This is a genomic window from Peptostreptococcus sp. (assembly GCF_036639115.1).
Classification (GTDB): Bacteria; Bacillota; Clostridia; order Peptostreptococcales; family Peptostreptococcaceae; genus Peptostreptococcus.
This window is the reverse complement of the sequence record NZ_JAVWJH010000001.1, coordinates 180,597-203,212: the sequence shown is the minus strand read 5'-3', so window position 1 is coordinate 203,212 and position 22,616 is coordinate 180,597. Positions and strand designations below refer to the sequence as shown.

Genomic DNA, 22,616 nt, shown 5'->3' with positions numbered 1-22,616 from the left:
CCTCCTATTTTTTCATTTTAATATAACTTTACTGCTATTGATCTATACTAGAACTTTGATTTTCGGACCCATTTATTATATTGTATGATATCCAGCCTGAAGTATACAGTCTATCACTAGAGTAATACGTAATCTTACACCAAATGCTGTTTGAACTCTCTACCTTAGTGTCTTCAATATATACACTTTCTCCCTTATGTATAGTTCCAGATACTTTCGAATCTCTACTAGGATTTTCTCTAACATTTGCATTTTCTACCGTTACATACTGCTCTGTTCCTACTATAGCTTTAGATTTTTCATACATTTTTCTATTTAACCTAGAATTTAACTTATCCAAATCCGCCTGTCCCTGTTCACTATCATTTTTTATACCCTTTGCTTCTTCTTCACTCTCTTTTTTTATAATTTTTTCTCTAAGAGTTACACCTTTTATATTATCAGGTAAAAGATTTACAAACTTATTAATTTCAGCAGTACAATATCCTGATTTGCCACTGTTATAGCACTCTTCTATTTCTTCTAACCATTTTTTGGCAGCCAAATCTTGTCTTTCGCTGATTTGATCCACTATTTTATCTTCATTGGTAGACATGGTTAAAAGAACTTCTATAGCTCCTTCATAATCATGTTGCTTAATACTATTATCCGCTTCCTTCAATAGCTCTCTATTTTCGACATTTTTAGATATATACTTGTAGTTTTGCATATACTCAGCTTCACCTGTTTCATCATATAACATCTTATATATATCTGCAGCCTGCTCGTACTGTCCTTGTTCTAGGTATTTTTGAGCATCACTTTCTAGATTTGATATCCTAGATAAATATCTTACTGCAACAAAACTTACTGCTGCAATTAAAATTACCATCACTATTGTAAGTATAATAAATATCTTTTTTCTCTTTCTTTTTTCTTTTTTTACATATTTTTCATAAGCCTTAAATTCATCAGTGTAATCTTCATCTTCTATGCTTTCCCTCAATTTATCTAGCTTTATCTCTTGGGTATCCTGACTCAAATCCTTGCTATCAAAAACTTTTGGCTTGTCAAAATCATTATCATTCCATTTCATGTTCTACTACCTTTATTCCTCACTAATTCTTGATTCAATCATATATATCAATGAATCTGCTGGCATCTCACCTATTTGGGCAATATCAGCTATTGTTAATTCCTTGAGTTTGTTTGAAGCACTAAGACTTCTTAATTTATTAAATTTAGGATTTACTGAAAGTATATAACTTTTTATGTATGGATACTCATCAAATAAATCTTTTATATTAGTATCCATTCTAAATCCTAGCTCACTTTCTTCAAATGTTTCTTCTTTTATATTTTTAGGAATTGGCTTAAACATTGTCTTAATATCACCTTCTGGAATATAATCAAGCTGTAAGTCAAAGCCCTGTCTTATTATATCATTTATTATTCTGCTTCTTTTTTCTGTAGCATTTGATAAAATAGATACCACTTGCTTTGAAAACTCGTCTAAATTTTTACTTGGATTTCTCAAATCGTAATATTTTTTCATTCTTTCATCATAATCTTTAATCGCATCTAAATAATTGTCTTGCTTTTTATATTCGTTTTCAAATACCTTCAAATCAATATCCATTCTTGGCTTTAAAAGAGGATCTTGATCTGGATATCCCATACCTAAGCCAACTACTGGAAAAGTATATTCTGGCAGATTTAATATTTCTATCATTTTCGCAGGATCATTAAGTACGCTACCAAAGAATACTCCTCCTAATCCCAAAGATTCCGCTGATGATAATACATTCTGAGCTGCAAGAGACGCATCTGTAAATCCTTGAAAGAATCTATCCATATCATTTCTACCATCCAAGAAACAATCTTGCTCTGATGCTATTGCTGCATTTCTGTATACGTCTACTATAAATACCCAAAATTCTGGAGCTTGATTCACATATTTTTGATTACATACTTGTGCTATCATATCACGTTTTTTCTTATCTGTTATTCTAATTATGCTATATGACTGCATTCCCATACTACTTGATGTGTGATTCGCTACCTCCAATAAGTTTTTCACTATATCTGCTTCTATTTCTTTTTCTTTATAAGCTCTAATACTTCTGTGAGATAGTGCTCTCTCTATCGCTTCATTTGTCATAATCATATTCTCCTCTCCAATTTAATTTATCCTTTTATTTTATTATTTTGTATTATTATAAATGAGTTTTCATCTTTATTGTAAACCAACTTTTCAAAACTCATAAAATCTGTCTGATACCCGATTCCAGCTCTTTCTTTTTCTGGATTTATATACTTATACGCTCTACAGGCATTTCTAATGGACTCATAATCTTGCTTATTAGACACAGAGTATACATTTAAGGAGTTTAAAGATGCATTTACATACTCCAATAGAAATGGCTTTATGTAAAATCTCAAATCTTTAATTTCATTCTTTTTCCATAAATTGTACAAAGTTTCACCATTTGCCCTATGCATAAAATGATCGTCATATTTATAAGAATGTGTAATATGTGTAACATTTTTGTACTTTTTTTCCATTTTTAAGGCAAATTCTCTTTCCAAGTTGAAGTCAGTCTTCCAATCCATTCTCTCTTGATATATAAAAAATATGTTTTCTCTTGGAATACCTAGATGTCTACAAGAATCTAAAAATTCCCTATTTCTATATTCTGCCTTATCTTTCAAGGTCATGCCTTTGAACTGTTCTTGCTTAAATACTTTATGCCCTGTCCCTGAAGATACGAGTGCAACAAACACATGGTTAGCTCCCCTCGTTTTTATCGCATATTTAATTGCACTTCCTGCCCATAAGACCTCATCATCTTGATGTTGCGGATAAAACACCACATAGTCTTTGAATGGTACATTCAGTACATTTCGATCTACATAATCTGGTGTTTGATCCATATTATCAATGTTCATTCCTCTTGGTGGCATTGGATCAATTACCTTTGGGTATCTATACTTCCCACTGTCTATATCTCCCATAGTATAGTATGGATATTTACTCCCCTTTTTTTCTTTTTTAGAGTCTTCTGTTATATCTTTGAATTTTTTTTCTTTAACGTCTTCTTTATCTTTACTCTCATCTACTACTACACCATCTTTAATAGCTTCATCACTAAGGGGTTTTTGTATTTCCTTAAATGAATCTTTTTTATTTTGATCTTTATAGATAAAAACTGACACAACTATTATAAAAAGTCCAAAGATAAGTAAAATCATTTTTCTCATGTTTTTATTTATCTTAATAATATCACCACCTTGGCAAGTTTCATAAAATATAATACTATTTTTAAATAATTTTAAAATACTTTAAGAGAAAACTTTGATAAAAACTTTCTTTATTGAAATTATTTATCATTAACAGCCTGATTTTATTATACTATATTTATCTTTAATTTTGCTAAAATTACAAAAAATTTCTATATATCTAAAAAGTGTGGAGACATTTATTTAAAATATCCCCACACCTAAATTATAACACAACCATAACTATTCTGCTGTTTCTAACTCTTCTTTTTTGCCGAATTTTTCAAAGAACCACTCACCGCTCTTATCGCAGCACAAAGCAAGTATCGCTCCACATAGGAAAGATACCACTATTCTCCACAAGTCTGCACCTAATACGTCTAGTCCCATCGCTGCAGCTCCAAATGTGGAAAAACACCCCATAAATGCTCCTGGTATAAACCATAAAGCCTTTGCCCTAGCTTGCCAACACATTGTAGCTGAAATAAGTCCAGTCATAAATGCTGTTAAAACAATTGAACCTGGAATAAATCCAGATACATACATCGCTACCATAGCTGAAAGCATACCTGACATAGTAGCAAAGATAGATGTTTTCACACCCTCTAGCCCATGCTTGCCTGATCCAAAATAAGCTGTACATCCAGCAAAGCCAATCCAAGTTATTAATCCCAGAGATGGAATTAATGATATTAGACCCCATATACCGCAAAATATACCAGTACCAAGGCCTAAAGCAAATAACATACTCATAATTTCCTCCTAAACAAATTTAAATCATTTTGTATATTATATCATAAAATTAGTTATTATTTTATCTTTTTTAAAAGGACATAGGATAAATTTATCCTATGTCTTTTATCTATTTTTAGTATACTGCTCTTTCAAATACTCCCTTTAGATATGCCAAGATTACTCCATAATTTGTTATAGCTATGTTATTTTCTCTTGCAGCGTATACTCTACTCATCATATTATTTCTAGTCATCATACAGCCACCACATTGGACTATCATAGAAAATCTCTCTAAATCCTGTGGTAGTGACTTTCCATATATAAATTCAAATTCTATATTCTTTCCTGTTTTTTTCTTTATTAGTTTAGGTATAACCACCTGACCAATATCCTCGTGGGATACTGTATGTGTACAAGATTCTGCTATTAAAACCTTATCACCATCATTCAGTTTTTCTAAATATTTTGCTCCACTTAAAAATTCTTCAATATCTCCTTTTTCTCTCGCAAATAGTATTGAAAAACTTGTCAATTTTATACTTTCAGGAACTAGTCTTGCAACTGTATCAAATACTTTAGAATCTGTAATTACAAGATTGATATTGCTATTTTCTCTTAATGTCTCTTCTAACTCGCTATCTCTACAAACAATTACTTTTATACCTTCATCTAGACATGCTCTAATTACTTGTACTTGTGGAAGTATCAGTCTACCCTTAGGAGCTTCATTATCTATTGGCACTACTAAGAGAGCTGTGTCACCCGATTTTAACATGCCATCTAACAATTTTTTATCTTCTTCAGTATCTTTTAATTTTTCTATAATTACCTTATTTAAATTATCTAGCCAAGTTTTATCTTCTGACATTGTTGAAATAAATACTAGATCAGCATACTTTATTTGCAAACTTCTTAGTACTTCTTCCTCTACTAAGTCCACTTTGTTCACAATAAATATAAGCTCTTTATCTTTATATTTATCTCGCAAGTCTTTTATTTTTTTTCTGATGCCTACTTCTTCTGTATTTAATAGTTCTTCTATATTAAAAACATATATTAAAAGATCTGAGTCTCGCATTTCTTCTTCACTTTTTGCTATTCTTTGAGCGCCAAGACCTCCTATATCATCAAGTCCTGCTGTATCTACAATTCTCACTGGGCCATATCCTATTAATTCCGATGCCTTCCATACAGGGTCTGTAGTAGTACCCGCAACTGATGAAACAATCGATCTATCAAATCCAAGTAAACTGTTAAATATTGTTGACTTTCCAGCATTTCTATTACCTACTAGTACTATACTTTTTCTATTTCCAATCGGTGTATTATTCATATATACCTCTTATAATTCTATACTAAAATATCTTCTCATACTTCTCTAATATCTAAGTAGCCCAATATGAAATCATACTGGGCTACTTCTTTAAAGTTATATTTTCTTATTTAAAAATAGTTAATAACAAGGCTTAACTATATAAAATCAAGTTATACAACTAAATATATTCATTAATTAATTTATATTATATAAATAAGTCTCTTTCACCATTTTTTAACTTTTCTATATTTCCTAGAGTGAATTCTCTTATATCTTCTCTATCTATCATAGAAGCTTGTTCTCTTACAAATTTTTCAGCCTTTTCTAAGAATCTTTCATCTCCATAATCAACTGCATATTCCATTAGAGTTGTAAGAGCATTTGGCTTACACATATAGTGTATTTCCTCAGACTTTGCTATATTCATGAACTTTTCTCCAGTTCTTCCGCTTCTATAACATGCTGTACAGTAGCTTGGAACGTATCCACGATCTATAAGGTCTTCTATTACTTCTATTGGAGTTCTTTCATCTGCCTTTTCAAACTGGTCTATATTTCTTCCATTTGCAGCTTCTTCATATCCACCAACACCTGTACATGATCCTGCACTTACCTGAGATATACCATATTCAAGTAGTTCCTGTCTTACTTCAGCCTCTTCTCTAGTAGAAAGTATCATTCCTGTATATGGAACAGCTAGACGTATAATTGCAACTATCTTCTTGAACATATCATCATCAAGTAGATGTGGGAATTTTTCAAGAGTTACACCTTCTGCTGGTCTTAGTCTAGGAACAGAAATTGTATGGAAACCTACTCCAAACTTCTTTTCTAAATGTTCATTATGCATCATTAGACCTAGTACTTCAAACTTAGGATCTGCTAATCCAAATAAAACTCCAGCTCCAACATCATCTATACCAGCTTCCATAGCTCTATCAAAAGCAGTAGTATGGTAATCATAGTTACCCTTTATACAATTTGGATGCATATTTCTATATGATAATTCATCATAACTTTCCTGGAATAATATATATGTTCCTATCTGAGCATCCTTTAGTTTCTGATAATTTTCTATAGTTGTAGCTGCTATATTTACGTTTATTCTTCTTATCATACCATTTTTATTGTATGTATCATATATAGTATCAATAGCTTCTAGAACATAATCTATTGGACAGTTTACTGGATCTTCTCCAGCTTCAAGAGCTAGTCTCTTATGTCCCATTTGTTCAAGAATTTCTACTTCTTGTCTTATTTCATCCATTGTAAGTCTTCTTCTTACAAACTTGTTCTTACATTTATATCCACAGTAAACGCAGTTGTTTACACAATAATCGCTAATATATAGTGGTGCAAAAAGAACTACTCTATTACCGTATACATCTTTTTTTACTTCTCCAGCTATATTAAATAACTTTTTTACCTGATCTTCATTTTTAATTTCTAATAAAGAAGCTATTTCTGAGTGATCTAATCCTTTTCTGCCCTTAGCTTTTTCAAGAATTCTATCGATGTCTTCCTCTGTTGTTCCTTTTGCATTTTCAATTAAAGATAGTATATATTCTCTATCTATCTTCATATCTTCATCAAATCTTTTTCTTGTCATTTCCTTTACCACCTTTCAAATCAGATTACATTCTTTTTTGTCAGACAAAATAATTAACGATTAGCACATTTACTGAGATTTAATCGTTTTGATATTAATTATGTATTATATTTTTTCACGCTTTTTCATTATAACATTTTAATTTCGAATTTTCTATAACTTAATTGATTTTTGCTAATTTTCTAGCGCTTTTTTCCAACAGTCAACATTTTGCTATCACCTCTAGCCATATCGCAAACATATCCAAAGTCTTTTAATTGATCCTTAATTAGTTTTAACGCTTGAGCTGACTCACTTCCACTACTTTTTTTGTCATTGTACAAAGAATAGTCATCTCTGTGGTCTTCTGGAGAAAGATTAGGCATAATTACGTTACATCCAACATTTAATCCTGCCTCTCTTCCATCATAATCTATAGTACCAAGTGCTGTTGTAGCTGGAAGAAGAACTTTTGGAAGCAACATTCTCACCAAAGCTAACATGAGTATAGTTGTATCTAAATCTCCACTTTCATAATGATTCATTTGGGTATCTTTATGTGTTATATATGGACCTATTCCTACCATTTCAGGTTCTAGATTTTTTATAAATCTCAAATCTTTCACGTAATCTTTAGTCCTATACCATGGCAAGCCAACCATAAAGCCCGCTCCTGTTTGGTAGCCAAGACTTTTAAGATCTTCTAGACATTTTTTTCTTGTACTAAATTCAGATAATGGATGAAGCCATCTATAAAGATCCTCATTTGTCGTTTCATGTCTTAACAGGAACCTATCCACTCCAGCCTCTTTTAATAATTTGTATGTTTCATAGCTTTTTTCACCTATAGAAAGGGTAACTGCACATCCTGGTATTAGTGACTTTATACTCTTTACTATATCCACATACATTTCATCAGTATAATGTGGATCTTCACCACCTTGAAGTACGAATGTATTATAACCTAACTTTTCTCCCAATAGACAAGACTTGATAATTTCTTCTTTTGTCAATCTATATCTATTCGCTTTCTTATTAAATACATTTATACCACAGTATTTACATTCACGTTTACAATAATTTGTAAACTCTATAAGACCTCTTAAATAAACTTTATTTCCATAATATTTATCTCTTAATTTCTTTGAATGCTCAAATAAATACTTCTTACCATCCTCATTTATATTATCTATTAAGTAGGCCAAATCTTCATCACACAAATCATTTTCTAAATATAGTATATCAATTAATTTAGTGACTATTTCTTCATTTGAATTTCCATCTTCTTTTAATTTAAAAGACACTGATTTATTATCAATATTTTTTTTCTCTATAATTTCTAGATTTCCATCTGAAATAGAGCTTCTTGCATAAGAATTTTCTGAAGGCTTTTTAATTCCTTCAGATTTATTTGTTTTTAATTTTTTATTTGTTTTTATGGACATATTACTTCCTTCTTGGAGATAGCAGTTTTAACAGTTACATGTTCAATTTTACCTAACTTACCAGTTAATCCATTAATATCATCAAGTGTTCCTAATACAGTAATACTAACAACAGAAATACCTTCTTTCTCAAAAGGAATCCCCATTCTTCCCCTAACAATACCCTTATAATCAGATATTATACTGTTGAAATCACTTTGACTGGCAAGTGGGCTTTCCAATATTGCACTTATAACAGCAACCCTTTTATTCATGACTATATCCCTCCTATTTTTAGAATCAACATAATTATAGCAAACATATATAAATATTGGAACAGCAAACAAAATTTTAGTGCCTATCAGATTGGATTTCTCTTATTGATCTGATAGACACTTAAATTTATATTTATTTAGTTTTGTTACCTTCTGACTCAATTTATTTATATTTATTGGATAAAATCTATAACACCAAATAACCCCACTATACGTGCAGATATATATCTACTCTAGGCTTATAAGCATTTATATCATCCTTGAGAATAGCATATATCTTACTACTTCTATCCTTTAATAAAGGATACAATACCTCACCATGAACTTTGGATATATATCCAACCACATAGCCATTTGAACTACAAAGTAAGACCGTATTTTTTTCATAGATATCATTCGGATCAGCCTTTAAATAAAGAATATCACCCTTTTTCATACTGCCTTCAACAACTGATAGATCCCTATCTTCCACTCCCTTTAGATTTGATAATAGTATCCTTATATCATCATTTGATATCTCAAAATCAGTAAATACATCTACGTATCTTTGTTTCTTTAAAAGAATGGTCTCTCCATCAGCTATATGTCTAGTATTTTTTGGGTTTTTTTTTATATTTTCTTTAGTGTTTTTATCCTCTGTTGATTTTTCCTTATTATCCTCTTTCTCATAATCAGAAATATTTTCTTTATTTTTTCCTTCTTTATTTTTACCTCTATTTTTAAGTTCTAAAATTTTACCCTTATCATCAATTTCTACACCTATAACATTTCCATCTTCTGTTAAATTCACTATATCTACATCATCTATAGATAACTTTGAAGAGTTTGAACCTGTTAGCTCTTTTGTAGAAGAATCTATATCCTCTATGTTGAAAAACTTAAACTTTATCAACATTTTTTGAATATATTTTACTAAATCTTTATCTGGTTCATCCTTTATCATATCCTTTAGAGCTATAACTACTTTGTCGCTCCAATCTTCCCTGAAGTACTTAAGAACAGTTGCAGCTTTTATCCTTACATCCTTGAATCTTGCAAACAAACATCTAATAAAAAATCCTTCATTATAATCCCTAGCATTTTTAAATGCCTGTAAAAGGTATACTATCCACACATCTGGAAGATATTTCACACTGGGATCATCCATATTTCTACTTTCAGTAAATACCTCTTCTGGAACCATATCTATTATAAAATTATATATATCTTTATAGTAAGTATTTTCATTATTTATAAGGAAATACTCTATCATATCAAAATAAAATGGCATTCTGCTAAACATCATTTCAAATATTCTCGAGTCCACAGTATAGTCATATGAAAATTGAAGTTCTTTTAGCAAGTACAACATCATACTTGCATCTTCTACTTCAAAACTATTGTTGTTTATCAATTCCTCTGTTATTATGCTTTCATAATCAAACTTTCTTATTAAGTCTTCACAATTTCTTTCCATAGATTTTTCAATGCTCATAGACCAACCATTCTCTCTTTCATCTGCTTCAACAGAATCTCTCCAATCGGTTGCTATGTTAGACTTAATTATAGCTATTGCAGCAAAATCTATATAACTCTTTGCGTATTTATAAGCACTAAATAGATACTTTTCTATTAAATGTTTACTGACCTTAAACATCTTAAAATTAGCTTCAAATGATGAATAAGCCAAAAGATACGATATACGAGTAAAATTGTTACTATCTATGATTATATTGTCTATATAATCCTCTAAAAGTGTATTTGTTACTATAAATAAACTACAATCTCTCTTTACACAAGTAGTTGACTCTACAATTTCTTCAACCAATAATTTTTTCTGTTCTTCCTTTACTGGTTTAAATTTTATTAAAGAACATAATCTTCCATAACCATCTGTATTTTGTAATAAATCAAATGCAATATGGTTGAAATTCGAAAATCTACTTATAGCCTCTAACACATACAAAGTAAACTCACTGTGATATCCCAAAGTCAAGAGCACTCTTTTAGTATAATCATTTTCAAAATTTCCAAGAATTATAATTCCAAGCTTTACCATATCGTCATATATGCTCTGTGTTGCTAGCTTTATGCCAAAATTATATATTTCATCTGTTTGAAAAAATTCTTCTTCTATATAGGCTCTTAATAAATCTGTAAAAGCATATAAATACTCGTGTAGTGGATTTTCTCTAAGATACATCAATAGATTTATCTCAGTCTTATCATTATCTATTAATTCCTTCATCTTGTTAAGAGCGGCGATAGAAAGTCTTTCCTTGTCTTCATTTGACAGAATTTCTTCACTCCACAACATATAATCTACTTCTTCTTTTCCCGCCATAGGAAGTAGCTGAAACTGGTAAGGGAGCTCATTGAATTCTTGAAATGCGCTTCGTATTTCATTGTATATACTTTCTGACATCGTATCACCTTCTTCTAAAAAATTATCTATACATCATTCAATTTTGCTAAAATATATATAATCTAGCTTCATTTTGAATAAAAATATATTCCTTTTTAGTACGTACTAAAAAGGAATATATACTAGTACATATATATATATTAACATATTTTTTAGAATATTACATCAATATAGATTTGACTTTGAATCAAACAATCCTGCTATACTTGATTCTAATAACTCTGTCAGCATGATTTAGCAGTTTTTTATCATGTGTAATAATAATTATTTAATAGTTTGTCATAGTGTTTTTTAAATATATTCTATGACATAATTCATTTTTTACACAAGTATTACTTCAACTATTTCATAAATAAATTTTAAATCATTATATCCGCTTTTATTCATCTCATTAAATGGTTTTTTATTCAAAAGGAGTATTATTAATTTTAAAATTAATAATACTCCTTTTTATTTTTCATATATTCAATTTCTATACAAAATCTATGCTTTTTTCTTATCTAATATACAATATCATGAGCTATTGGAAGATAAAACATTTCTTCAACTTCTTTTGGATCTTTTGTTATGGCTGTGATCCACATCATCTTACAAACAGTAGATTCTGTTGTCATATTGTAGTTTTCAAGAAGGTGAAGATTTCCCTTAATCTCATATCCTACCTGATATACTTCCATATTACTTCCTTCATGAGGTACAGAAGTAGAAAGAACTATTATTTTTCCTTCTGCCTTTAACTCTTGCAATTTTTCTACTAGAGCATTGTCTCCATCATAACAAGGTATACCACCTACTCCGAATCCTTCAATTATTAATACATCAGAAGCTTTACCTATAAATTCAAATATCTCTGGGCTAATTCCAGGAACCAATTTTAATATATTGACATTTGTATTTAATTCATCAAAAAACATAAGCTCCCCACTTATTCTTTCTTCAATATAGTAGATAACTCTTCCGTTAAATACTATAGCAGTCATAGGATAGTCAACACTATCAAATGCATTGTAACTGTGAGTTCTAGTCTTTCTAGCACGAGTCCCAACTATTACTTTTGCATCAAATACCACATGCACACCACAAGCTCTATCGTCACATGCATATGTGAAAGCATCATACAAATTCTTTCTCGCATCTGTATCTTCCAGATATATTGATTTCTGTGACCCTGTCATTACTACAGGTTTCGGTGAATTCTGTATTAGATATGAAAGTGCAGATGCAGCATATGATAGGGTATCTGTTCCATGTGTAATAACAAAACCATCATATTTTTTATAGTTTTCTTTTATACAATTTGCTATTTTTATCCAACCATTTGGACTCATATTGCTACTGTCAATATTCATTAATTGTATTGTACTTACTTCACATAACTCTGCTATACGTGGTGCCAAAGCCAAGATTTCATCACTTGTGATACTTGGTACCAAGCCTACATCTGTTGGCTTAGAGGCTATAGTTCCTCCTGTTGCAATTAGCAAAATCTTTTTCATTTATTTCCCTTCTTTCGTTCATTTAAGTTATATTTTTATTACTTATTTAAAGTCTCTTCTTTAAGAATTTAAATGTTACTGCTATAATAAATCCTAACATAATAAGATTTATTGATGACGTTGTAAATAACACTACTGTAAATACTGGTTTTGAATAAGAAAGCATAGTAGCAAGTAACATTAATAGCATTATCATTTTATAAAATAACTGCCTTCTATTGCTTTCCTCCTGATTTTTAGCCTCTGGTTCAGTATACATCTTATAAAATATAAATATTGTTCCTACAATAACTACCGCAATTGTAAAAAAGTACCCTCTAGTAACTACACTAGTCCAATTTGTAAAATTCAACTTTAACATAGACTTTATAATGTCTACAATTCCCTTTATTATGAAGCCAAATCCTAAAATAGCAATACTAAATACAATACTGCTCTTAAAATCAACTTTATCGCTTACCCATCTCATAATCATTCTCCTTCATTTAAAATTACATACTTTTTTGATTATATCACAGAACTTACTCTTTTTGACTTGCTTTGTTATTTTTATTTTAATTTCTTATTTCCTATTATTTAGTACAGTTAATCTATAGCTTTAGATTAATTTTTCCAAATATTTATTCTCATTTTCACTCTTAAATGATTGAGTTATTTATTCATTTTTCATGCTTGATATTTATAATATTATATATTACCATAAAATAATAATCTTTTTGGTTTTGAAATTCATTAATTGGTTTTGAAATTTATTAAAATAATTTTTGGGGGAATAATTATTATGGTATCTATCTTTATAAAAATGACACTAAGGCTTGCCATTGGGCTTCTTGCACTAATAATATATATGAATCTACTTGGACGTATGCAACTATCACCACAGTCTGCTGTTGATCAAATCGGTAATTATATACTCGGTGGTATACTTGGGGGAATAATATATAACCTTGATTTAGAATTTTACAAATTTTTTATGGCTATAATTATTTGGACTAGCCTAATGTTACTTGTAAATTTTATAACACAAAGAAATCTCCGAGCAAAAAGAGCAATAAAGGGTCACCCTACTTTGCTAATGGAATCAAATGAATTTTTAACAGAGAAATTCAAAAAAAATAAAATCAATTTAGATGATATAATGTCAAAGCTTCATCAAAAGGGGATTCATAGTATAACTGAAGTTAAAACGATTTGGTTAGAGCCAAATGGCCAATTGACCACTATTATGAAAAGTGATGATAATATAGGATGGGTTTTAATAGAAGATGGACAAATCAACTACTTAGATTTATTTCGATTAAACAAATCTAAGGAATGGTTGGAAGATGAAATTAGACATCAAGGTTTTGATTCTATTGATGAGATTTTCTATGGAGAATATCTCAATGAAAGATTGATTTTATATAAATATTGATTATTTAAGTACCTATACAGTGCAAAGATAATTTAAACATATTTGCCAATAAAAAAGCAGTTCAATATTGAACTGCTTTTTTATTATATTTTTAATTTTGATTGCTTTCTAGAGGTTTTCTCCAGAATCCGTAGATCATACCTGAAATTATTGTTCCTATAGCTATTGATAATAAGAAAAATAATACATGATGTGGCTCCATTACAAATGATACCAATATTCCACCATGAGGAGCTGGAGCATTTACATGCCATAGCTGAGTGAGACCACCTGCTATTGCCGCACCTGCAATAGAACTTCCTATTACCTTTAATGGCTCTGCTGCTGCAAAAGGTATTGCACCCTCAGTTATAAAAGTAAGTCCCAGTATCCAGTTTGTAAGACCTGAGTGTCTTTCTTTTTCTGTAAATTTATTTTTAAATAATGTAGTAGCAAGTGCTATTGCTAAAGGTGGAACCATACCACCAGCCATTACAGCTGCCATCAAATAGCCTTGTTGAGTAGATGTGAATACACTTATAGCAAATGTGTATGCTGCCTTGTTTACTGGACCACCCATATCTACTGCCATCATACCTCCAAGTAGCGCCCCTAACATCACTGCATTTCCTGTACCAAGATTAGTAAGTGCATTATTCATAGATTTATTAATTCCAGAAAAGACTGGATTAATAGCAAAATACATTATTGCACCTGTAATCAGCAAGCCAAATATTGGAAATATTATCATAGGCTTTACACCCTCTAGTGATTTGGGCATTCCTGCTGTCATTTTCTTCAATAATAATATTACATAACCTGCTATAAAACCTGCAGCAAGACCACCAATAAATCCTGACCCAGTATGAACTGCCATCAGTCCACCTACCATACCAGGCATCAAAGCAGGTCTATCTGCCACACTCATAGCGATGTATCCTGCAAGAATAGGGATTAGAAATGAAAATGCGCCGTTTCCACCTATCTCCTGTAAAAATTTAAAGATTTCACTGTTTGATCCAAAGGCTTGCTCTGCCATGAAAGATATCGCTATCAATATACCTCCACCAACTACGAATGGGAGCATATGGCTTACACCATTCATAACATCTTTGTATACTTTACTTCCTATAGATAACTTTTCTTCTTCATCATCTCCACTTGATTTCTCATCTGAGTGATATATCTTTCCCTCGCCATTTAAAGTTTTATTTATCAACTTTTCTGGATTTCGTATAGCTTCACTGACTGGTGTTTTGATCAATCTTTTTCCATCAAATCGTGCCATCTCCACATTTTTATCTGCAGATATTATTACGCCTTCCGCCCTTTGAATTTCTTTTGATGTCAATACATTTTTGGCTCCATCACTTCCATTTGTCTCTACCCTGATATCTATACCTAGCTGTTCTGCCTTTTCCTTTAATGCATCTTCTGCCATATAGGTATGTGCTATACCAGTTGGACAAGCAGTTACAGCTACTATCAGCGGTTTTTCTGAGGTTGCACTTACTCCTTCTTTTTTCATTTCTTCATTCTTTTTTTCTTCTCTCTTTTTTTCTTTTTCCTTATTTTCTTCTTCGCCTATTGCCACAATTTCTAATACTTCATCCTCTGTTTTAGCATTTTTCAACTTTTCAATAAAGTTTGGCTTCAATAATAATCTTGAAAGATTTGCAAGTGTTTCTATATGAGTATTATTCGCTCCTTCTTCTGCTGCTATCATAAAGAACAAATAGGTAGGTTCTCCATCTAGAGATTCATAGTCTATCCCGTCCTTACTTCTTGCAAACAATACACAAGGAGTATTCACTGCACTAGTCTTTGCATGTGGCATTGCTATTCCATCTCCAAGACCAGTAGAGGATAGCTCTTCTCGATTCATTATTTCCTTCCTAAAAGTATCAACATCATTTATCATATTTTTTTCTTTTAGCTTAGCAATCATCTCTTCAATTGCCTCTTGTTTAGTTTTTGCACTAAGATCCATAATCATAAGTTCTTTTTTTAGTAAGTCAGAAATTTTCATGACAATCTTCCTTTCCAAATACAATTACTTTATATTTTTTCTATTTTTACTTTTTTAAGTATCTCTTCAATCTTTTCCTCACTTGCTATATCTTGAGAGAAGGCTGTGGCAGTTCCACACGCTACTGAATATTTAAAGCTTTCAAGTGACGATTTACCACCCTTTATACTTGCTACAAAGCCTGCTATCATGGAATCTCCTGCTCCAACAGAATTCACCAACTCTCCATCTATTCTCTGTGCATAGTAGCAAGCTTCTTTGTCAAAGAATACTGCACCATCCTTACCTAGAGAAACAATTACATTTTTTGCTCCCATATCTAAACATTCTTTTGCATATGGTAGTAATTCTTTTTTATTGTTGAATTTTTTTCCAAACAAATCTCCAAACTCATCTATATTTGGCTTTATAAGCAAAGGAGCTTTTTTAATTGAATCAAGCAAAGCCTTTCCCGTTGTATCTATTACAAAGTCTGCATCTTTTTTTCTACATTCCTTTATTATTTCAAAAAATATACTTTCATCAAGACCTGGAGCATTACTTCCTGATACGATAATGGTATCCCCCTTTTTTATTTCTCCTATGCTTTTAATAAATTTTTCTTTTTCATAGTTTGAAATAAAAGGACCTCTACCATTTATCTCACTTTCTTCACCTGACTTTAACTTTACATTAATTCTTGTGTTTTCTTGAACTTCTATAAAATTTTCCGAGAAATTATTCTCTCTAAACCATTCTTTAATATGATTTCCTGTAAAACCACCTAAAAATCCGAGAGCTGTATTATCAATCCCAATATTTTTTAAAAGTTTAGAAACCATTATTCCTTTTCCACCTATATTTATATAATCTTTTGTAGACCTATTTAAGTTTCCTTCCCTAAACTTATCTACATGTACTATATAATCTATTGAAGGATTAAGAGTTACAGTATATATCATCGTTTTCCCACCTTTCAAAACACATTTATTTATTCTTTCATAAAGCATCTATCAAAACCTCTCTTATAACTATAACTACCCCTTTTTAATCATTATATTTATTGATTTGATTATAGCATTTCTTTTATCATTATTCAATCATTTTCTTTCATTTTTGACTGATTTTATAACATATCCTATCATTTTCTTTCATATACTGCTTCTCAAATAAAAAATATAGCTTTCAAAAATACAAAAAATCAAAAGAGTAGCCATTAGTTAATAGCTACTCTTTTATTCTCATCTTAGTTTTACTTTCATTAGTATTAATTATTTTGCTTTTTATTATATTAATTCATTCATTTTTTTCTATTTTAAACCCTATCAAGCAGCTTAAAATATCTTAACTTTCAAATACATACTAATTATACTAGACTTACACTAGTGGCATTCAATATATCTTCATCCATATTATCTTTATCCGCATCTGTTACTATTGAAACATCTTCTAAATCACAGATTTTAGAAAAAGATACCTTTCCAAATTTACTTGAATCCACCAATACAAAAGCTTCTTCTGATCTTGATATAGCTTCTCTTTTTAATATCGCTTCACTAATATCTGGAGTTGTAATCGCTGCATTAAATGTAACTCCATTTGCCCCTATAAAAGCCTTATTAAATCTAAAATCTTCTATTTGTTTTAGCGCTTGTTCACCAACAACTGTTTTGGTAATTTCTTTAATTCCACCGCCTAAAATATATGTTTTTACATTATATTCCAATAGCCTCTCTACATTGTATACACCATTAGTTACTACTATTACATTTTTATCTTTCAAATATGGTATCAATTCATAAGTAGTCGTTCCTGAATCAAGATATATAAAATCTCCATCTTCTATAAAATCGGAACAGTACTTTGCAATCCTTTTCTTTTCAGATGAATACTGTGTTATTCTCTCTGTAATTGTATTGTCAGATGTAAAATTGCTTTGCGTTCCTACCGCACCACCATGAACTCTTTTGACAAGTCCCTTTTCTTCCAATTCGTCAAGATCTCTTCTAATAGTCGACTCACTAACATCTAGCTCTGATACTAAATCCTTTAACTTTACGGTACCTTTAATTTTTACTTTATCCAAAATATATTTAAAACGTTCTTCTGTTAACATTTAGAACCTCCTTTTAAACAAACTATTATATTCATTATACATTACTTTTTAACATTTTTGTTTTACAAAGAAACATTTTATTTCATTTTACCAACAATGAACCGATACAATCATTTTTTTATTACGATACAAATTGATTATTGTACCTATTTGTAATATAGTATAGTTAAAGAAAAAACTATATTATTAATTAAAATTGGAGGTAGACTATGAGTAGTCATACTTATGAAGCAAATAAGTTTCAAACAAAAGATTTTGTTCTATGTGGAATTTTAATGGCTCTAACTACTATTATGACCATGATTGTCCAGATACCTGTTGTAGGTGCCCACGGATACGTCAATATGGGAGATACAGTAGTATTATTTTCTGGGCTTTATCTGGGTAAGAAACATGGTGGTATTATTGGTGGAGCTGGATCTGCACTTGCAGATATTATACTAGGATATGCTGTATATGCACCCATTACTATTGTTGCAAAGGGCTTAGAAGGTTATCTCTGTGGTCTTATTGCAGAGAAAATATCTGGTAAAAAAGGTAAAGTAACTGGAGCCATTGTAGGTGGAATTGTTATGGTATCATGTTATTTCATTGGTGAAATATTTATGTATGGAATTCAAACATCTATCGCTGCCGTTCCAGCTAACTCACTTCAGGCAACTTTTGGAATAGTCACTTCTCTTCTTATATACACAGGAGTCAAGCGTTCTTTGGAAGGAAGTAAAAAATAGATACTGAATTTTCTTAAAATTTGATATTTTTAAATTTTTATTACAATTAATATGCTATAATAAAGATAACAAATTATTAAGGAGGTTTGATTATGGATTTTAAATACGAAGAACACAGAATATATTCAGTAGATGATGATGGACGTATAATAGCTCAGATAAGCTTTCCTATGGTAGAAGATGGTGTTGTAAATATAGATTCTACCTATGTATCATCCTCTCTTAGAGGACAGGGAATTGCAGGCAAACTAATGGATGACGCTATTGATATAATTGAAAAAAATAATTGGAAAACATATCTGGATTGTAGCTATGCAAGAGTATGGGCAGATAAGCATCCAGAAAAATCTCATCTATATCTTTAAAATTTACATAAATATCTAAACAAAAAGAGGCTGCTTTTGCAGTCTCTTTTTATATAGTAATCATCAATATTATTTTTTGCTTCAAAAGTAATTTAAATTTATAAAGAGTCCTGTAATATCGATTTACCTAACAATTATTTCCCATTACTATTTATTATCTAAATTGAATTTTCTAGCTTGCTAAAGACAGATCTACTCAAAAATCCTATCCCAAAAACAATAAATGATGCAATATAAAATGGTAAATAATAATTATTTATATAATCAAATACAAATCCATAAATAAACTGTCCAATTGGAGCTGTACACATACAAACGCAAATAACACAAGACATTACCTTTCCTATCAAATTTTTGGGAGTTAAAATTTGAATATAAGACATAAGCTGTATCTGAAATAAAGTTGACAAAAATACCAATAATCCACACCCTATTACCAGTACAATATATATATTCATACTTGCATTTAATGTTTGAATCGCTACACCTCCTATGAAAACTGACAATGAGCAACCATATAATATAAATCTACCCTTACTAGCGTTTAATTTATTTGAAAATACTCCCGCAAATACACCTCCTAATATAGCTCCTATGGCAATTATACCTTGCGCATATCCGTATAATCTATTGGCTACACTACCATCAAAACCTAAATGTTGTATAATCAAAACAGGTAAAGCTATCAATATCAGAGAAACTAAAAAAAGATTAACTGATGAATAAATCAATGATATTTTCCATAAAATCGGTTTAGTTTTAAACATAAATGTAAAGCTTTCCTTAAGATCATTTTTCACTGTATAAATAATATTTTTTTCAGTTTGTATTTTTTCTTGATCAATACATATAAACATTTCCATTATTGCAGAAAGAATAAAACAAGCAATACTTATATATAAAATAAATTCTATTCCCAAAAAAGAAAATAAAATCCCTCCAATTACCGGACCTGCCATGCTTGCCAATGAGTTGATAACGTCAACAATTGAATTTGCTTGCATTATATTTTTCTCATCTATAAGTATTGGTATGCTTGATTTTACTGCAGGTTGATATATACCCTGTATACCATACAAAATAATCATTGTAACCGCTATAAGTGGAACAATATCCAGTCTATTTTGTAAAAAATAAAATGCACATACCAAGATTCCTGTCAAAAAATCCAAAATAACCATTATGTTTTTTTTGTTTAAACGATCCGCTATTACCCCCCCAATTGGGAAAAGTACAATCATCGGAATAAATGAAGACGCAGTGATTGTTCCAAATATAGCAGATGATCCCGTTTTAATTAGTAGATATAGTGGAAGAACATACCTCAATATTTGATTACCAAAAACTGAAATAATTTGTCCTAACACAATAAGAATAAAATCCTTTGATAAAATTGTTTTACTTTGCATAAATTATAACCTCCTCTTTTTGCGTCTTAAGACGTAATAAAGAGAATAACATCATATTGCGTCCTTGTCAACAATTTTTTCAGCATATAAAAACACAGGTATAATAAATTTATCCTGTGTTTTTTAAATATAAGTATATGGTAAAAATTCTATAGTGTATCTGGACCTTTTATAGAATTTTTTATATCTACTTTTTTAATCTCTTTATCTAAATGTTCATTGTATAATCTTGCGAAACTGAGAATTGAATCATACTGCTCTTGCGTTATCTGATCAAATACAACTTTATCTCTATCATCATACTCTTTATGGAGCTTCTCATGTATACTGTCAATTTCTTTTCCTTTTTCAGTCAATCTAAAATAAATTTCTTTTTTATTATCTGTCTTTTGATAGCTTTCAATTAATTCTTTTTTTATCATTTTTTTTGTGAGTTTACTTATCGCACTTGTTGTCATATTAAATGCTTCTGCAAGTTCTTTTACATTGGCATCTGTATTTTTAGCTATGTAATTAACACAATGTATTTCAGATTCATAATATCCACTAAGATTCTTTTTCATTTTGACGCCATCTAGCCAAGATCTTTTATTAAATAGATTCCAAAGTTCTAACATAATCAGTTCTTTTTTATCCAAAACTTTCCCTCCCAACTATCAATAAAGTAAAATCAGTATAGCTCTTTATTTAATTTATGTCAATATGTCATTTTATTATTTTAACTTAATAATGTACTTTTTACAATATATAAAAAAAGAAACTGTAAAAAACAGTTTCTTTTTTATTATCAATTCTATAATAATTCTCTAAAAAGCATTACATTTAATACCGTCAATATAATAGCAATTATAATCAATAATGCCTTTGTAAATAATGTATTTTTATACTTACCCATAATTTTTTCAGATGATGTCAAATATATCTGTAAAAATACCGTTATTGGTAGCTGTATTGATAATAACATCTGCGAATATATCAATCCTTCAAAAGGATCTGATACAAAGAATATTATTATTGTAGATATTATCAACGTCATAACTACAGCAAATTTACTATGAAAATCTTTTATGTCATATGGTTCATTAAACATTCCTGCAAATATTGATCCACCAGCCATCAAAGCCGTCATTGTGGAAGATATACCTGCAAATAATAAAGCTAGTGCAAATATTACCGAAGCCATATTACCAAGCATAGGAACTAGGAGCCTTTGTGCACTCTCAAGTTCAGATACAGCTACTCCATGCTTAAAAAACGTTGCAGCTGCAAGTATTATCATCGCTGAATTTATACCCCAACCTACAATCATAGAAAATAAAGTATCCATAAATTCATATTTCAGTTGCTTTTTTATTACTTTTTCATCTTCTTTATTAAACTCTCTAGACTGTATTACTTCAGAGTGTAAAAATAAATTATGAGGCATTACTACCGCACCAAGTACTGCCATTACAATTGGTATTGAACCCTTAGGCAATGAAACAGTAACCCATCCCTTTGCTGCAGCACTCCAATCAACTGGTACCAACATCAGTTCAATTATAAATGATATACCAATTAGTGATACAAATCCAATTATATATCTTTCCAATTTTGCATAAGAGTGCGAAAACATCATTGCTAAAACAACTAAAGATACTAAAATTGCCCCTATTTTTATTGGAAGATGAAATAACATCTTAAGAGCGATGGCTCCTCCCAATACTTCAGCCATAGTAGTTGCAACTACAGCAAGAAGAGATGTAATCAATACTGGAATTGAAACTTTTTTAGATAAATTTTTGGTAGCTGCCTCTGAGAGACAGTCACCCGTTACAATTCCCAAATGTGCTGCATTGTGCTGAAGGACAATCAACATTATTGTCGATAATGTTACCATCCAAAGCAGAGCATACCCATAGTCAGCTCCTGAAGATATATTTGATGCCCAGTTTCCTGGATCAATAAATCCAACGGTAACTAATAACCCTGGTCCCACATATTTTAGAAAGTTTTTAATTCCCTTTACAGGTTTATGTGTTTTAGTTTTAAATTTCCCAAAAAGATCCATCTAATATATATTCCTCCTCCCATATTAAATTTTTATTTATACGCTATAG

At 30.3% G+C, this 22,616-nt stretch carries 20 protein-coding genes; 3 read left to right on the top strand and 17 right to left on the bottom strand.

Features of this window, described 5'->3' with window-relative positions; translation table 11 throughout:
- Positions 1-34: 34 nt before the first annotated feature.
- The 11 genes from RR561_RS00785 to RR561_RS00735 form a co-directional block, all read right to left on the bottom strand.
- The gene (locus RR561_RS00785) at positions 35-1,075 is read right to left on the bottom strand and encodes an SH3 domain-containing protein (protein WP_332505529.1); all 1,041 of its coding nucleotides are present in this window, start codon (positions 1,073-1,075) and stop codon (positions 35-37) included.
- Positions 1,076-1,087: 12 nt separating this feature from the next.
- Positions 1,088-2,140 (bottom strand): nitroreductase family protein, encoded by a 1,053-nt coding sequence (locus RR561_RS00780; RefSeq protein ID WP_332505528.1) that lies wholly within the window; start codon positions 2,138-2,140, stop codon positions 1,088-1,090.
- Between the two features lie 26 nt (positions 2,141-2,166).
- Positions 2,167-3,240, bottom strand: coding sequence for a PIG-L family deacetylase (locus tag RR561_RS00775; protein WP_332505527.1), 1,074 nt, complete (start codon positions 3,238-3,240; stop codon positions 2,167-2,169).
- A gap of 261 nt (positions 3,241-3,501) precedes the next feature.
- Positions 3,502-4,011, bottom strand: a complete 510-nt coding sequence (locus RR561_RS00770) for a DUF1097 domain-containing protein (RefSeq protein ID WP_332505526.1) — start codon at positions 4,009-4,011, stop codon at positions 3,502-3,504.
- Between the two features lie 115 nt (positions 4,012-4,126).
- Positions 4,127-5,326, bottom strand: coding sequence for a [FeFe] hydrogenase H-cluster maturation GTPase HydF (hydF, locus tag RR561_RS00765; RefSeq protein WP_332505525.1), 1,200 nt, complete (start codon positions 5,324-5,326; stop codon positions 4,127-4,129).
- A 187-nt stretch (positions 5,327-5,513) separates the two neighbouring features.
- Entirely contained in the window at positions 5,514-6,917 is a 1,404-nt protein-coding gene (gene hydG, locus RR561_RS00760; protein WP_332505524.1) for a [FeFe] hydrogenase H-cluster radical SAM maturase HydG, read from the bottom strand.
- Positions 6,918-7,099: 182 nt separating this feature from the next.
- Positions 7,100-8,341: a [FeFe] hydrogenase H-cluster radical SAM maturase HydE gene (gene hydE / locus RR561_RS00755; RefSeq protein WP_332505523.1), complete on the bottom strand. Its 1,242-nt coding sequence runs from the start codon at positions 8,339-8,341 to the stop codon at positions 7,100-7,102.
- Complete coding sequence (locus RR561_RS00750; RefSeq protein ID WP_332505522.1) at positions 8,332-8,595, bottom strand: TM1266 family iron-only hydrogenase system putative regulator; 264 nt, start codon at positions 8,593-8,595, stop codon at positions 8,332-8,334. The genes hydE and RR561_RS00750 overlap by 10 nt, the downstream gene beginning before the upstream one ends.
- 208 nt (positions 8,596-8,803) lie before the next feature.
- Positions 8,804-10,999: an HIRAN domain-containing protein gene (locus tag RR561_RS00745; RefSeq protein ID WP_332505521.1), complete on the bottom strand. Its 2,196-nt coding sequence runs from the start codon at positions 10,997-10,999 to the stop codon at positions 8,804-8,806.
- 500 nt (positions 11,000-11,499) lie between these two features.
- Positions 11,500-12,495 carry an asparaginase gene (locus tag RR561_RS00740; RefSeq protein ID WP_332505520.1) on the bottom strand — a complete coding sequence of 332 codons (996 nt, stop codon included), beginning with the start codon at positions 12,493-12,495 and terminating at the stop codon, positions 11,500-11,502.
- A gap of 46 nt (positions 12,496-12,541) precedes the next feature.
- Positions 12,542-12,964 carry a hypothetical protein gene (locus RR561_RS00735; protein WP_332505519.1) on the bottom strand — a complete coding sequence of 141 codons (423 nt, stop codon included), beginning with the start codon at positions 12,962-12,964 and terminating at the stop codon, positions 12,542-12,544.
- Positions 12,965-13,276: 312 nt separating this feature from the next.
- Between RR561_RS00735 and RR561_RS00730 the strand changes: the two genes are divergently transcribed.
- On the top strand, positions 13,277-13,909 hold the full coding sequence (locus RR561_RS00730; RefSeq protein WP_332505518.1) for a DUF421 domain-containing protein: 633 nt from the start codon (positions 13,277-13,279) through the stop codon (positions 13,907-13,909).
- Positions 13,910-14,000: 91 nt separating this feature from the next.
- Here the strand turns inward: RR561_RS00730 and RR561_RS00725 are convergent, their stop codons facing one another.
- The 3 genes from RR561_RS00725 to RR561_RS00715 all read right to left on the bottom strand — a co-directional run bounded on the left by RR561_RS00725 (position 14,001) and on the right by RR561_RS00715 (position 18,012).
- Positions 14,001-15,917 carry a PTS fructose transporter subunit IIABC gene (locus tag RR561_RS00725; protein ID WP_332505517.1) on the bottom strand — a complete coding sequence of 639 codons (1,917 nt, stop codon included), beginning with the start codon at positions 15,915-15,917 and terminating at the stop codon, positions 14,001-14,003.
- Positions 15,918-15,946: 29 nt separating this feature from the next.
- Complete coding sequence (gene pfkB / locus RR561_RS00720; RefSeq protein WP_332505516.1) at positions 15,947-16,858, bottom strand: 1-phosphofructokinase; 912 nt, start codon at positions 16,856-16,858, stop codon at positions 15,947-15,949.
- A 404-nt stretch (positions 16,859-17,262) separates the two neighbouring features.
- The gene (locus tag RR561_RS00715) at positions 17,263-18,012 is read right to left on the bottom strand and encodes a DeoR/GlpR family DNA-binding transcription regulator (protein ID WP_332505515.1); all 750 of its coding nucleotides are present in this window, start codon (positions 18,010-18,012) and stop codon (positions 17,263-17,265) included.
- Positions 18,013-18,221: 209 nt separating this feature from the next.
- On the opposite strand from RR561_RS00715, the gene RR561_RS00710 reads away from it, so the two are divergent.
- Positions 18,222-18,743 (top strand): ECF transporter S component, encoded by a 522-nt coding sequence (locus RR561_RS00710; RefSeq protein WP_332505514.1) that lies wholly within the window; start codon positions 18,222-18,224, stop codon positions 18,741-18,743.
- A gap of 92 nt (positions 18,744-18,835) precedes the next feature.
- Positions 18,836-19,108: a GNAT family N-acetyltransferase gene (locus RR561_RS00705; protein WP_332505513.1), complete on the top strand. Its 273-nt coding sequence runs from the start codon at positions 18,836-18,838 to the stop codon at positions 19,106-19,108.
- 158 nt (positions 19,109-19,266) lie between these two features.
- Here the strand turns inward: RR561_RS00705 and RR561_RS00700 are convergent, their stop codons facing one another.
- The 3 genes from RR561_RS00700 to RR561_RS00690 form a co-directional block, all read right to left on the bottom strand.
- A complete protein-coding gene (locus RR561_RS00700) occupies positions 19,267-20,517 on the bottom strand; it encodes an MFS transporter (RefSeq protein WP_332505512.1) in 1,251 nt (416 codons plus the stop codon).
- A gap of 149 nt (positions 20,518-20,666) precedes the next feature.
- The gene (locus RR561_RS00695) at positions 20,667-21,155 is read right to left on the bottom strand and encodes a MarR family transcriptional regulator (protein ID WP_332505511.1); all 489 of its coding nucleotides are present in this window, start codon (positions 21,153-21,155) and stop codon (positions 20,667-20,669) included.
- A 155-nt stretch (positions 21,156-21,310) separates the two neighbouring features.
- Positions 21,311-22,567: an Nramp family divalent metal transporter gene (locus RR561_RS00690; protein WP_332505510.1), complete on the bottom strand. Its 1,257-nt coding sequence runs from the start codon at positions 22,565-22,567 to the stop codon at positions 21,311-21,313.
- Between the last annotated feature and the right edge of the window lie 49 nt (positions 22,568-22,616).

Coding starts and splice junctions, on each gene's coding strand:
- RR561_RS00785 (WP_332505529.1), bottom strand. CDS start 1,075: ATGAAATGGAATGATAATGATTTTGACAAGCCAAAAGTTTTTGATAGC.
- RR561_RS00780 (WP_332505528.1), bottom strand. CDS start 2,140: ATGACAAATGAAGCGATAGAGAGAGCACTATCTCACAGAAGTATTAGA.
- RR561_RS00775 (WP_332505527.1), bottom strand. CDS start 3,240: ATGAGAAAAATGATTTTACTTATCTTTGGACTTTTTATAATAGTTGTG.
- RR561_RS00770 (WP_332505526.1), bottom strand. CDS start 4,011: ATGAGTATGTTATTTGCTTTAGGCCTTGGTACTGGTATATTTTGCGGT.
- hydF (WP_332505525.1), bottom strand. CDS start 5,326: ATGAATAATACACCGATTGGAAATAGAAAAAGTATAGTACTAGTAGGT.
- hydG (WP_332505524.1), bottom strand. CDS start 6,917: ATGACAAGAAAAAGATTTGATGAAGATATGAAGATAGATAGAGAATAT.
- hydE (WP_332505523.1), bottom strand. CDS start 8,341: ATGTCCATAAAAACAAATAAAAAATTAAAAACAAATAAATCTGAAGGA.
- RR561_RS00750 (WP_332505522.1), bottom strand. CDS start 8,595: ATGAATAAAAGGGTTGCTGTTATAAGTGCAATATTGGAAAGCCCACTT.
- RR561_RS00745 (WP_332505521.1), bottom strand. CDS start 10,999: ATGTCAGAAAGTATATACAATGAAATACGAAGCGCATTTCAAGAATTC.
- RR561_RS00740 (WP_332505520.1), bottom strand. CDS start 12,495: ATGAAAAAGATTTTGCTAATTGCAACAGGAGGAACTATAGCCTCTAAG.
- RR561_RS00735 (WP_332505519.1), bottom strand. CDS start 12,964: ATGAGATGGGTAAGCGATAAAGTTGATTTTAAGAGCAGTATTGTATTT.
- RR561_RS00730 (WP_332505518.1), top strand. CDS start 13,277: ATGGTATCTATCTTTATAAAAATGACACTAAGGCTTGCCATTGGGCTT.
- RR561_RS00725 (WP_332505517.1), bottom strand. CDS start 15,917: ATGAAAATTTCTGACTTACTAAAAAAAGAACTTATGATTATGGATCTT.
- pfkB (WP_332505516.1), bottom strand. CDS start 16,858: ATGATATATACTGTAACTCTTAATCCTTCAATAGATTATATAGTACAT.
- RR561_RS00715 (WP_332505515.1), bottom strand. CDS start 18,012: ATGTTAACAGAAGAACGTTTTAAATATATTTTGGATAAAGTAAAAATT.
- RR561_RS00710 (WP_332505514.1), top strand. CDS start 18,222: ATGAGTAGTCATACTTATGAAGCAAATAAGTTTCAAACAAAAGATTTT.
- RR561_RS00705 (WP_332505513.1), top strand. CDS start 18,836: ATGGATTTTAAATACGAAGAACACAGAATATATTCAGTAGATGATGAT.
- RR561_RS00700 (WP_332505512.1), bottom strand. CDS start 20,517: ATGCAAAGTAAAACAATTTTATCAAAGGATTTTATTCTTATTGTGTTA.
- RR561_RS00690 (WP_332505510.1), bottom strand. CDS start 22,567: ATGGATCTTTTTGGGAAATTTAAAACTAAAACACATAAACCTGTAAAG.